This is a genomic window from Paraburkholderia ginsengiterrae (assembly GCF_001645125.1).
Classification (GTDB): Bacteria; Pseudomonadota; Gammaproteobacteria; order Burkholderiales; family Burkholderiaceae; genus Paraburkholderia; species Paraburkholderia ginsengiterrae.
In genome coordinates, this window is sequence record NZ_LXKA01000320.1 from 62,676 (window position 1) to 74,474 (window position 11,799).

At 62.1% G+C, this 11,799-nt stretch carries 11 protein-coding genes; 7 read left to right on the forward strand and 4 right to left on the reverse strand.

Translation table 11 applies throughout. From position 1 onward, the window contains the following. Positions 1-35: 35 nt before the first annotated feature. Entirely contained in the window at positions 36-1,550 is a 1,515-nt protein-coding gene (locus A6V37_RS21950; RefSeq protein WP_064265411.1) for a PepSY-associated TM helix domain-containing protein, read from the forward strand. A 150-nt stretch (positions 1,551-1,700) separates the two neighbouring features. Next, positions 1,701-2,159, forward strand: coding sequence for an MEKHLA domain-containing protein (locus A6V37_RS21955; RefSeq protein ID WP_064265507.1), 459 nt, complete (start codon positions 1,701-1,703; stop codon positions 2,157-2,159). 109 nt (positions 2,160-2,268) lie between these two features. Here A6V37_RS21955 and A6V37_RS21960 read toward each other — a convergent pair whose 3' ends face one another. After that, positions 2,269-3,594: an arylsulfatase gene (locus A6V37_RS21960; protein ID WP_064265409.1), complete on the reverse strand. Its 1,326-nt coding sequence runs from the start codon at positions 3,592-3,594 to the stop codon at positions 2,269-2,271. Positions 3,595-3,598: 4 nt separating this feature from the next. Next, positions 3,599-4,924, reverse strand: coding sequence for an MFS transporter (locus A6V37_RS21965; protein ID WP_082902570.1), 1,326 nt, complete (start codon positions 4,922-4,924; stop codon positions 3,599-3,601). Positions 4,925-5,031: 107 nt separating this feature from the next. On the opposite strand from A6V37_RS21965, the gene A6V37_RS21970 reads away from it, so the two are divergent. Continuing rightward, entirely contained in the window at positions 5,032-5,961 is a 930-nt protein-coding gene (locus A6V37_RS21970) for a LysR family transcriptional regulator (RefSeq protein WP_165614390.1), read from the forward strand. Positions 5,962-6,560: 599 nt separating this feature from the next. On the opposite strand, the gene A6V37_RS21975 is transcribed toward A6V37_RS21970, so the two are convergent. Then, on the reverse strand, positions 6,561-6,845 hold the full coding sequence (locus A6V37_RS21975; RefSeq protein ID WP_064265506.1) for a hypothetical protein: 285 nt from the start codon (positions 6,843-6,845) through the stop codon (positions 6,561-6,563). Positions 6,846-7,202: 357 nt separating this feature from the next. On the opposite strand from A6V37_RS21975, the gene A6V37_RS21980 reads away from it, so the two are divergent. From A6V37_RS21980 to A6V37_RS21995, 4 genes are all read left to right on the forward strand, one after another. Continuing rightward, complete coding sequence (locus tag A6V37_RS21980; protein ID WP_064265403.1) at positions 7,203-7,502, forward strand: PIN domain-containing protein; 300 nt, start codon at positions 7,203-7,205, stop codon at positions 7,500-7,502. Continuing rightward, the gene (locus tag A6V37_RS21985; protein WP_242665703.1) at positions 7,484-8,419 is read left to right on the forward strand and encodes a DUF2092 domain-containing protein; all 936 of its coding nucleotides are present in this window, start codon (positions 7,484-7,486) and stop codon (positions 8,417-8,419) included. The genes A6V37_RS21980 and A6V37_RS21985 overlap by 19 nt, the downstream gene beginning before the upstream one ends. A gap of 11 nt (positions 8,420-8,430) precedes the next feature. Next, a complete protein-coding gene (locus A6V37_RS21990; protein WP_064265401.1) occupies positions 8,431-9,258 on the forward strand; it encodes a hypothetical protein in 828 nt (275 codons plus the stop codon). Positions 9,259-9,421: 163 nt separating this feature from the next. After that, positions 9,422-10,183: a bestrophin-like domain gene (locus A6V37_RS21995; RefSeq protein ID WP_064265399.1), complete on the forward strand. Its 762-nt coding sequence runs from the start codon at positions 9,422-9,424 to the stop codon at positions 10,181-10,183. Between the two features lie 184 nt (positions 10,184-10,367). Here A6V37_RS21995 and clcA read toward each other — a convergent pair whose 3' ends face one another. Then, the gene (gene clcA, locus A6V37_RS22000; protein WP_425262287.1) at positions 10,368-11,720 is read right to left on the reverse strand and encodes a H(+)/Cl(-) exchange transporter ClcA; all 1,353 of its coding nucleotides are present in this window, start codon (positions 11,718-11,720) and stop codon (positions 10,368-10,370) included. Positions 11,721-11,799 lie beyond the last annotated feature (79 nt).

The window sequence follows — 11,799 nt, forward strand, 5'->3', positions numbered from 1 at the left end:
AATTCGTCGATTCATCTTTGCTTCAGGAGGATTTCATGTCCACCACTGCTGCCGCTCAACGCACGGCCCAGGTAGCCGTCACGGCGCATCCGGGCTACCGGACACTCTGGCGCTGGCACTTCTATGCCGGCCTGTTCGTGATGCCGTTTCTTGTAGTGCTGGCGATCACCGGCACGCTGTATTGCTTCCAGCCGCAAATCGAACCGCTGCTGTATCCGCAGCGGCTGATTGTCGAATCGCAGGCCACTCCCCGTTTGCCCGAGGAGGCGTTGCTTGCCAGGGCGCGGACCGCCATGCCGCCCGATGCCACTGCGCTGACCGCAATCATCGCCAGCGATCCGCGGCGCAGCGCCGAGTTCGTTTTCCGTCTCGCGGATGGCGACAAACAGAGCGTCTATGTGAACCCGTATAACGGCGCGGTCCTTGGTACGCTGAGCGTCGAGCGCCGCTTCATGCAAGTGGACCGGATGCTGCATCGCAAGCTGCTGCTCGGCAAGCCTGGCGAGTTGCTGATGGAACTGGCCGCATGCTGGACGCTGGTGATGATCGGCACCGGCGTCGCGCTCTGGTGGCCGCGCGAGAAAACCACTGCACGTGCCGCACTGTTGCCGCGTTTCTCGCTGAAGGGGCGCGCGCTCTGGAAGAACCTGCATGCTGTGATGGGGATCTGGCTCGCGCTCGGCGCACTGGTGTTCGTACTGACCGGCTTGCCATGGTCGGGTTCGTGGGGCAAGCAGTTCAAGGCGCTCGCGACCGCCGCCAATCTCGGCGCGCCGCCGGGTTCATGGGGTGGGCTCGCATTGCGTTCGACATTGCCGGGGGCGAGCGGCACGTTGGCGTCGACGGGCGGCGCTCACACCACGGACACAATGAACGCAGCACACGACGAGCACGCCGAACACGGTGCCCACGCAGGCAGCGCGGACTCGATGCCCGGCATGGTGATGGACGACCTGCCTCTGTTGCAGACACCCTGGGCGGTCGGCAACACGCCCGTACCCGCCTCCGCGGATGCGCCCGCGGCGCACGCGATACCGCTCGGGCGAGTCGTCGTGCTGGCGGCATCGCACGGCGTGACGAATGGCTACAGTATCGTGCTGCCCACGTCCGCGACCGGCGTCTACACCGTGTCGTACTTCCCGGCCGATCCGAAAGACGAGCGCACGCTGTACATCGATCAATACAGCGGTGCGATTCTGAAAGACATTCGCTATGGCGACTACGGCGCTGTCTCGAAGGCGGTTTCGTACGGCACGTCGTTGCATATGGGCCGCTATTTCGGCCTCGCCAATCAGTTGCTGTGCGCCGCGATTTCGCTTGGATTGGCGGCGATGGCTGTGACCGGTTGCGTGATGTGGTGGAAGCGCCGGCCGCAATCGACGCGCGGCGTGCCCGGCGCGCCGTCACGCGAACGTGCGGCCCCGCCGATGCGCGGTTGGAAAACCGGGCTTGTGCTGCTCGGCATTGTCTTCCCGCTAATGGGCGCGACACTGCTCGCGGTGTGGCTCGCCGATCGCGCGATTTTTGGCCGTGGGGCCCGAAGTGCCTAAGACGGCCGGCCGGTGGCGACAAAACAGTGAGGGGCCGGTGTGGGTGACGCGTGGCATACGCCGGGAAACTGGAGACTTTCCCCGCGAATGCGGTATCGTGAGCGCTTCAGCCGTAGCACAGACCTCCCGATCTCTGCCGAAATGCCCCAGATGATCCCACTCCACCGCGATCCAGCTTTCTATCAACTCCTTGCCGACAGCTACGCCAGGTTACTTGGCCGGCCCCTGGTGGAACAAGCCATGCCCGTGGTCGAAGCGACCGAATGGCTCTATGAGCATGCCCCGTTCGCCGTACTCGCGCACAACACCGATCCCGATCCGCTCTTTATTTACGGCAACAAGGCCGCGCAGCGCCGCTTTGGATATAGCTGGGATGAAATCACCCGATTGCCGTCCCGGCTCTCGGCCGAGGCCCCAAATCGCGAGGAGCGGCAGCAGTTCCTGGCACGCGTACAGCGGCTCGGTTACGAGGCGGGCTACAAGGGCGTGCGCGTCACCAAGTCGGGCCAGCGCTTTATGATCGAGGAAGCCACACTGTGGCAGCTTCTCGACGCGAACGGCAAACTGCACGGCCAGGCGGTTGTCGTCCCACGCACGCGTGACCTCTGATTCAAGAGGCGCTGGCTTCATTTCAACGAATGGCCGGATTGCGGCGAAGATCCGACTTCGATGCGAACCTCAGTGATCACTCTTGAGGTCGTAATTGGTCGTCGGAAGGTCAGTCCAATTCACCCGGAGGCGTGTTCGGATAAGCTTTTACGCTATCTTTGAACGCCTTGACCATTTTAAGCATGGGACCAAGCACCCAGGTGTTACAGACGAGAACGTCCGTCTCCTCTTTCGGATCCTGGATGAGATGGAACAGGTACGGTGACTCGAGTTTGTTTGCACCCGCATTGACGTACGGCTCCCAGACGAAGTGGAGCTTCCAGTCTCGCCACTTCACGGCGCGAAGTTCATCCTTGATGTAGAAAAGAAATCCTTCGCGATTGGATACCGGTCTCCCGCCAGTGAGAAAATCGAGTTGTGAGACTCCATCGATCGGCCGGTCGTCACGCACCTTGCCACCGATCACTTCGGCAAGTGTCGGCAAAAGATCGACGACGTGAACAATCTGATTGTTGGCGTCAACGGGAATCTTGCCGGGCCAGCGCGCGATAAAAGGCACGCGCAGGCTGCCTTCCATCGCAGTATGGTAAGTCCCTGTCCAAGGGCCCGCCGTACCCCGATACGGCGCGCGAAATTCGGGGCCGTTGTCGCTGCAGAAAATGAACAGCGTGTCTTTGGCGAGGTTCAGATCGTCGATTTCATCGACGATCTGGCCGACACGGAAGTCCATCTCCGCGAGCGAATCGGCAAAATCACCCATGCCCGTCAGTCCTTCGAAATCCTTGTGGGGCAAGGTCGGAAAGTGCAGGTGGACCAGCGGGAGATAGAGGAAGAATGGCTTCGACGCGAGCGCGTTGCGCCGCATGAATGCTTTCGATTTCTCTATGAGTTCTTCATCGATGGTACGTCGTGTCTCCAGATCGTAGACCTTCACGTTTGCCGAAGGCTCGCCTTTTTTTCCCGCCATGATGTAAGGAATATCGGCGACTTCCGGGTCAAAGCCGATCGACGTTGTGAACTGCGTCTCGTCAGTCGTACGCGGGATGCCGTACCACTCATCAAAACCCCGGTCCGACGGATAACGACCCTCTACGTCACCTAAGTGCCATTTCCCGAAATGGGCAGTGGCGTAGCCGGCCTCCGAAGCCATCTCGGCAAGCGTCCACTCGGTGCGCTTCAACCCTTGAGGCAGCCCTGGCGGAACCGACTGAAAAGCACCCGTGCGAATGGGATGTCGACCTGTCATGAGTGCGCTGCGCGTCGGGACACAATCGCTTTCGACGTTGTAGTTGAGCAGGCGCATGCCGCTTTGAGCCAGAGCGTCGATGCGTGGCGTCGCGGCGCCACGCATCAGCTTGCCGCCGCCGTAGCATCCCAGTTCACCCCAGCCGAGATTATCGGCAACGATCAAAACGATGTTCGGTTTGGTACTCATGTTTCTACTCACTGACCAGGTCTGTTAATTCGGTGGGCTGGTGATCGCCGAACTTACGGAGGCAAACCAGCAGACAGATGATGCTGATACATGCGGCAGTAGCGACATAGGCAGCAGGAACGAGCCTGCTGTGGCTCGCACTGACCGCCCAGGTGATAATCAGAGGCGCGAATCCGCCAAAGGTGGCGACTGCGAGGTTATGGGTGAGCGCGAGACCGGTCGTCCGCACCCGGCTGGGGAACAGCTCGCTGAGAACGGCCGGCATCGGCCCCTGGTAAGCACTGATGGCAAGCCCAAGCAGTCCGCATGCGACGACGAAAGTCGACGACGCGGGCTTCTCAATCAGCCAAGCAAAGACTGGCACGACCACAATGCCGACCCCAAGCGCAGCTACCAGAAGCACTCGCTTGCGGCCGCACCGGTCCGCGAGCGCACCCGCCAATGGGCATGCAAGCATCTGTACCGCTCCCATCAGGAGGGTCCCTGCAAATGCAACCGAAGGATCCAGGTCGAGCTGCTTGATTGCGAAGGTCGGCATGTACAACACGATCACGTAGGATGAGGCTGTCACAAGGACGTAAATGCCGATCGCCAGCAACAATCGGATCTTGTTGTCGGAGAACGTTTCCTTGACAGGGTTGCCGGCATGCCTGTCGTGAGTGAAGACGGGAGTCTCATCGACATGCCGGCGGATAAACCAGGCGATCGGGATGATTAGCAAGCCAAAAATGAACGGGATCCGCCAGCCCCAACCCGACAATTGTTCCGGGGTGAGAAAGCGGGTCAGCAGGGTCCCGAAAAGCGACGCCAGCAGGGCGGTGCCTCCCTGGGCAGCCATCTGAAAGCTTGCATAGAAGCCGCGCCTGGCTTGCGGTGAATGCTCCACAAGAAAGCTCGTGGATGCCCCGAACTCGCCACCGGCAGAAATTCCCTGAATCAGGCGACCAGCGACAACAATCATGGGCGCGGCGATCCCGATCGACGCATAGGTGGGTGTCGCAGCGATCATCAGCGTACCCAGTGCCATTAGCGCAATACTCAGCGTGAGCCCTTTCTTGCGGCCATGGCGATCTGAATAGGAGCCGAGCACGAGCGCGCCGAGCGGCCGCATCAGATACGAACCGCCGAAAGTCCCCAGCGCGACCAGCAGTGACGTCAGTTCATGCGTCGACGGAAAGAACAGCTTGGCGATCACCACTGCAAAAAAACCGTAGACAACCAGGTCGAACCATTCGAGGGCAGTCCCTATCGTCGCAGCCGCCACGACCAGGCGAAGACGTCGCCGCGCGGCAGGGCCAGCCTTTGTGGCCTCGTACGCCAAGTTCGCCATTTCCATATCCCTCTCCGTCTCCGCTGTAAGAAGTATGAGAGAAGTATTGACAGCGGAAATTTACAGGACAAGCATGTTGCTTTCTCACTCAATAACCATTGGTTATCGTGAACCTGGACGATCTGACTTATTTTCTGGCGATTGCCGAGACGGGGCTGCTGCATCGGGCCGCGCTCAAGGTGGGTATCAGTCAGCCTGCGCTGACCAAGGCCGTGCGCCGCCTGGAAGCGGAACTGGGGGTTCCGCTGTTCGAGCGATCTCCAAAGGGCATGCAACTGACCCGCTACGGTATTGAATTTGAGCGGAACGCTGTGAATCTGCGTGCAGCCTACGAAGACACGTTGTGCAAAATCGCTGAACTGCATTCCGGAGACCTCGCCAAGGTCAGGGTCGGCGCGACGCCGGCAACCGAGCCGTTAGTGAATCGCACGTTCCTCGCTTTGCTGAAGCGCCGTCCCGCGTTGCGGCTTGATCTGAACGTACAGTTGTCAGATTCACTCATGCAGGCACTGCTGGAAGGCGAGATCGATCTTGCTGTTGCGCCCATGCCTGTCGAACTGCCTGAGGATCTGGCTGCCGTCCGGCTATTGAGAGAATCGATCGAGATCGTATGCCGAAGCGGCCATGCGTTGAGCGCTCTCGACAGACCGGCATCGCCCGAGCAGCTGTCCCGCTATACCTGGATACTGCCAGGGCAAAGCGTGTCGGCGAGACAGCAGATCGATGCCTATTTTGAGCAGCATCATGTCGAAGGTCCCATCGTTCAGGTTCAGAGCAACTATAGTTCGCCTGTCGGCGTCTTTTCGTTGATCGCGAGCACGGACATGTTGGGCATTTGCAGTACCCAACACCGCCCCGTTGCAGAGCAATACAAATTGCGGGCCGTACAGGCGAGCCGTGCGGACTGGCCTCGCGAAATTGCCTGCCTTGTGCGGGAGAATGGATCGCTCTCGCCCCTGACATCGACCTTCAAGGAGCAACTGGTCGAGGAAGCTGCCCGCATCGAGATGAAGCCAAAACGCGCAAAGATCCTTTGAAAGCGTGTTGCGAGCACTTCCATTCTCTTTCAATCGGGCTGCTGCCGAGGCTACCTCAAAGCGATATCGATCAACTGATTGCCAGATCGAATCGTCGATATGAAGTTTGGAGCCCCTACGTCGAGCACGCTAGCGCGACTGCAATGGACCATCGTCTAATCGTCCTGTCGGGCGCGCCTTGGATAATATCGATCGGCTTGGCGCCCCCTTGCTCAGCCATTGGCCCGAGGCCGTACCGGAACGACTAAGTCGTGTCGACAGCGGGAACGTCTGCTTGCGACGGCTTGCGGGACCGTCACTTCACGACAGCGTACGCCCGCTCCGGGTCGTGTTGTGCCCGTTGCATGAAGCGCACGTCTCATACGATCGCCGCGCTCGGTCGTGGGGCGCTGAGCGGCCAGGTCCGGGCATTCACCTCAACCCACTTGCGGACATTCGAGCGTCAGGTTTGCCGCTGACAGCGGACCGTCAGCTGCTAGTGACCAGCTTCGCTGATGAGTGACGTTCATCGGAGCGTCACCCTGATCGTCGATCCGTCGGCGTTACGGTACTCGCAGCGGGCCATTGAGGCGAATGCAACAATGGGTGTCGAAGGGTTGTCAGTTGCAACCGTGACTGTTCGCGGTCCGGTAACAGGTGGTTCCGCCGGGGCCGTGAACCACGCCTTTGCCGTTCATCGTCTTCGCCTCGCCGCCCCGGTTGGTCTTAGTCGTCCGCACACCATTCTGGTTCGTCTGGGACGTCCAGGCCGTACCTGTGTTCCGGCTATAGCCGCCCGCCGTCTGTCCGTTGCCACAGATCGTCTCGCCACGGGCGTTCGTCGCACATTCTGCAAACGCGTTCGCGGACAGCATTGCGCATGCCAGCACTATCAGAGTCTTCATGAACATTCCCATCGAGGGTTGCTGATGTACTCTCCGCGTCAATTGAATCTTGGTCCAGGGTGCTGGCCAGTATCGCAAACTGACTGCATTGGATATTAGTTTAGGTCTTTCGGGAACATTTTCCTCCCTCAAGGCGCACGCGAGAGACGCCGGCGCGCGGCGCGCATATAGGACCAAGGTCTACTATCGGCATCGCCCGCGGTCTCATACTCTGTCCATGACCAGGCGAATGCGGCCGGCCCCGCGTTTCCCGGCGAAGTCGTCCGACGGAATCCACCCTCACGCCACGGTCCGGGAAGCGCGAACGCCGGGAGTCGTCTCGCCGCCCTTCTCTTCCCCGACCTCCGAGGGCAAATCATGAAGAAGCGCAGTCTGTGGTTTGCAATGGCGCCCGCGCTGCTGTTCATGAACGTCGCCGCCGCCCAGCAATACCCCATCCTCGACGCCGTCGCGAACCGGATCGTGCAGAAGTACCAGCGGGCGAGCTGCGAGCAACTGTGGCAGGAGCGCGCCGAGAAGAAAGGCAGGCCGAGGCCGCAGGGCGAGGACATGGCGATCCAGGCGATGCACAACGACCCGCAGATGCGCGCCGCGTTCATCGACCGCGTGGCCGCGCCGATCGCCAACAAGATGTTCGAATGCGGGATGATCCCCTGATCGCCGCCGGGCGTGCCGTCACGCTCGGCTTGATCACGGAGGCTGCGATGACTTCGTGGAACCCGACCTTGCACGCAGCGGTCGTCGCGCTGGGCGTATGCCTGGCCTTGAGCGGCAACGCGCAGCAACACGCCAACGCGCCCTCGAAAATTGTGGCGAAACATGCGCAGCAGGCTGCCGCGCCCGACTTTCAGCCGGGACTCGACCAGCACGCGCTCGACGTCATCAAGGTCGCGTGCGAGCGCCTCGCAGCCGCGAAGTCGATGGCGTTCACGGCCTTCGTCTCGTACGAGAGCCCGAGCCGACTCGGCCCGCCCCTCATCTACTCGACCAAGTCGGAAGTCCTCATGCAGCGGCCCGACAAGCTGCGCGTGATCACGCTCGGCGACGGTCCGCGCTCGGAGTTCTACTACGACGGCAAGACGATGACGGCCTTCTCGCCGGCCGAGCACCTCGTGGCCGTGTCCGACGCACCGCCGACGATCGACGACGCGCTCAAGAAAGCCTACGACATCGGCGCGATCTATTTCCCGTTCACCGACGTGATCGTTGCAGACCCGTACAAGGACATCGCCGACGGGTTGAAGATCGCCTTCTATATCGGCCAGTCGAGCGTCGTGGACAACACGACGACGGACATGGTCGCGTACGTGACGGGCGACGTGTTCGTGCAGGCCTGGATCGGCACGGAGGACAAGCTGCCGCGCCGGATCTACGCGGTCTACCTGAACGATCCCGCGCGGCTGCGCCACGTGCTCGCGCTCACGAACTGGGTGCTGGACCCGCCGTTTGCCGCAGACGCGTTCGTGCCGTCCGGCGCGTCCGGCGCGGCGCGCATCGCGTTCGAGCGCCCCGACGCCGCGAGCGCGCCCGGTCTGAAGCCGCCGCCGAAGGCCAGGCCCGCCAATCCTCAATGAGGAGGCGCATCGTGAAGACAATTGCGATCTACGTGGCCGCCTGCGTGATTCCCGCTTTCGCGTCGGGCCCCGCCGGCGCTTGGGGACACGCGGGCGGCTGGTCACGCCCGTCCGGCTCGGACTCGATGACGCGCAGCAATGTCTGGGGCGGCAGCGAAACGCACACGCCCGGGCAGGGCACCACCGCGACCAACCGCTACGGCGACACGGCCACGCACACGCAAGGCTCGGGGCAGACGAGCTTCAGCAATCCGTACGGCGGCAGCGCCACGCACACCTACGGCCAGGGCACCACGGCGACCAATGCCTATGGCGGCACCGCGACGCACGTCCAGGGCTCCGGCTACACGACCTACACGAGCGCGTCGGGCGCGACCGCATATCACAGCACTTACTACGGCGACGCGACCTACGCCGCCTACCATCCGCCGACCACGGTTAACGTGTATGGGTCGGGCTGCTACAACTGCGGCGGCTGGTCCACGGCCGGCGCGGCCGCGGCCGGCGCGGCGATCGGTGTCGCGGCGGGCGCGGCGATCGCTTCCGCGAATACACAGGCGGTCGCCGCAAACGCGTACAACAGCGGCTATGCGGCCGCGAACACGGTGAACACGGTGAACACGTACAACGCCGGCTACGTGGCCGGCGCGACGGCCGCGGCGCCCCCGCCGCGGCCCGTCAGCTCGAACTTCGCGATGGGCGCGATCTACGCGACGCTGCCCGCCGGTTGCATCACGCCCGCGGTCCAGGGCGGCACCTACTACCTGTGCGGCAATTCGTGGTTCAAGCCCTCGTATGGCGCGAACGGCGTCTACTACCGCGTCGTGCCCGCGCCCTGAGCAACGCGAGCCACCCGACGCGAGGCGCGCGGGTTGCGCGTTCGCACGCGCGGCACGCAGGCCGGGGAGAAAACGTGCGGAAAGCGCGGCCGCGGCAGTCGAACATGAGTCGTCAGTCTCGTTAGATCGGGGGTGACTTCGAGTCAAACTGCAGAGACCAATCATGAATTCATTGGTAGTCGCCTTGATCGTGTTTGTGTGTGTCTTCGGATGCGGGTTGCTCGGCCTGGGCCTTCGTAGTTTCCTTCCCGACCATCACCTAAGCGAGGATTCGACGGCTATCGTGAAGCTCGGGGCTGGCCTGATGGCGACGCTTGCTGCTCTTGTCCTTGGTCTCCTGATCGCCTCGGCAAAGGTTGCTTTCGACCGACTCAACGAAGAGTTCACGCAGACGGCGGCTACCGTCGTCATGATCGATCGCACCTTGGCCGATTATGGCCCGGAGGCGAAGGAAGCCCGCGAGCTCCTGCGCCGAACCTACGCCTCAGCTGTGGATCAGTTTTATTCCGAGGGAGGCGCCGGAAAGGCCAAGGTGGACGCTCTGGAGGGCCTGGAGCGCATGGTGCAACTTCAGCAAAAGCTTCGAGAATTGGCACCACGAAACGACATGCAGCGCATGGTTCAATCGGAGGCCCTAGCCCGCAGCCACGACCTGGCGGATGCCCGCTGGATACTGTTCCGACCAGGGGAGGGCGCGATCCCAACGCCATTCCTGGCGGTGCTGGTGCTCTGGCTCGGTATCCTCTTTGCCGGATTCGGTCTGGTTAGCGTCAACTATCGGACCGCCTTTGTGACGCTTTTCGTCTGTGCGCTGTCGGCTTCCGGCGCTATTTTCCTGATAGAGGACATCGCCCACCCGCTCGAAGGGCTGATGCAGATCTCGCGCACTCCGGCGCGGATCGCGCTCTCTCATCTTGGCCAGTAGGCGAGCGCTGTCCAGCCGCCGCGTCGCCTTTCGACGCGATTCCGCGCGCTCAGCCTCTCGACAAGGTCCTGCGCCGCGTGCTGATCGAGCGGGAACTGTTCAAGTGGGCGACAACCCCTTGGCAGGGCGGGGGCCGCTCCAACCGTCGTCAGGCACCACGGTGTCAATGCGCAGGGACACCTTTCTATTGCGGCACGCGATTGCGCAGCGCGTCGTAGATCGGCGGACAGTGCAGCATGGTGGGAACAATCATTGCGGCAAAGCACGATGTCAGCATCGGCAGGAGCAGCGTGAAATTTCCCGTCATCTCTGTAACGAGGATGATGCCCGTTATTGGCGCGCGCACAACGGATGTAAAAAAGGCAGCCATGGCGACAACCGCGAATGCAGTGGGATCTGCGGCCACACCGGGGAACCAGTGAACGCAAATTTTTCCGAAAACGAGGCCGGCTTGCGCACCGACAGCGAGCATCGGCGCAAAGAGCCCGCCCGGAGCGCCGATCGCGTATGACACAGCGCCCAGCGCGAAACGGACTATACAAATGAGCGCGATGGCGGTGAACGAGCCTGTTCCTTCGAGCGCACGTTGCGTAATGGCGTCACCGCCACCCACCAGGTCTGGCGCGAACCAGGCCAGTACACCTACGCCTGCACCCACCAGCACTGCTCGCGCTTCGGCGGGCCAACGCGACAACCGGTCGGCGACGGTAAGAGCGCCCAGTATTGCCTGGCTGTAGGCGACCCCAAGCACACCGACGACTACCCCGAGTGCAAGGTGCGCGGGCACCGTCCCGAAGCCGGGGAAAGGTTGCGCCATCAACTGGAAGTCCGGCAAATCGCCATGGATCAGGCGTGCCACCGCAATCGCTCCTGCGGACGCGCCGAGCGCCGCGATTGCGGTACGCGTCTCGAACCTTCGAACCAATTCTTCCAGTACAAACACCGCCCCGGCGATGGGTGAGTTGAATGCGGCAGCCAATCCAGCCCCGGCGCCAGCGGCCAATAACACCCGGCAATCGTCTGCGTCCCGGCGAAAAAGCGTCCCGATACCATAAGCGATCGAGGCGCCCATCTGAACGGTTGGCCCCTCACGGCCAAGGGCTAGACCGCAACCGATCGCCAGCACACCGCCGACGAACTTCACCGGAATAAGGACAAGCTGGGCGGCGGGTTGCTCTCCGTGCAGGACGGCTTCAACGTGAGGAATTCCGCTGCCGCTTGCCTGCGGTGCGAACCGACCGACGAGCCAAACCGCTAAGGCTGTCGAGGCCGCAATCGCAATGACCACGATGCAAAAGCCGATAACATTTTCCGCTTGTGCCCACGCAAGGAGCAAGGCGCGGAATCTGTCTGCCTCTTCAAGCGAGCGACGAAACAGCGCCCCTACCAACCCTGCTACCGCGCCCACCATGAGTGACAGAAGGCCCGTTGCGACTAGCCCGCCGGAGTTCTCTCCGGCCGTGGGGGCTTCATGAGCATTGCCGCGTTTGGGCTGGCTGCTTCCCAGCTCGGCATGTTCGGCTCTGCCGAAGCTCAAACCACTTTGGCGAAGCCGGTCGTGCCGCCCGTCAAGCCGGGCAGCAACACGTCATTTGCGGCGCTCAAGCAGATCAAGG

Coding starts and splice junctions, on each gene's coding strand:
- A6V37_RS21950 (WP_064265411.1), top strand. CDS start 36: ATGTCCACCACTGCTGCCGCTCAACGCACGGCCCAGGTAGCCGTCACG.
- A6V37_RS21955 (WP_064265507.1), top strand. CDS start 1,701: ATGATCCCACTCCACCGCGATCCAGCTTTCTATCAACTCCTTGCCGAC.
- A6V37_RS21960 (WP_064265409.1), bottom strand. CDS start 3,594: ATGAGTACCAAACCGAACATCGTTTTGATCGTTGCCGATAATCTCGGC.
- A6V37_RS21965 (WP_082902570.1), bottom strand. CDS start 4,924: ATGGCGAACTTGGCGTACGAGGCCACAAAGGCTGGCCCTGCCGCGCGG.
- A6V37_RS21975 (WP_064265506.1), bottom strand. CDS start 6,845: ATGAAGACTCTGATAGTGCTGGCATGCGCAATGCTGTCCGCGAACGCG.
- A6V37_RS21980 (WP_064265403.1), top strand. CDS start 7,203: ATGAAGAAGCGCAGTCTGTGGTTTGCAATGGCGCCCGCGCTGCTGTTC.
- A6V37_RS21985 (WP_242665703.1), top strand. CDS start 7,484: ATGCGGGATGATCCCCTGATCGCCGCCGGGCGTGCCGTCACGCTCGGC.
- A6V37_RS21995 (WP_064265399.1), top strand. CDS start 9,422: ATGAATTCATTGGTAGTCGCCTTGATCGTGTTTGTGTGTGTCTTCGGA.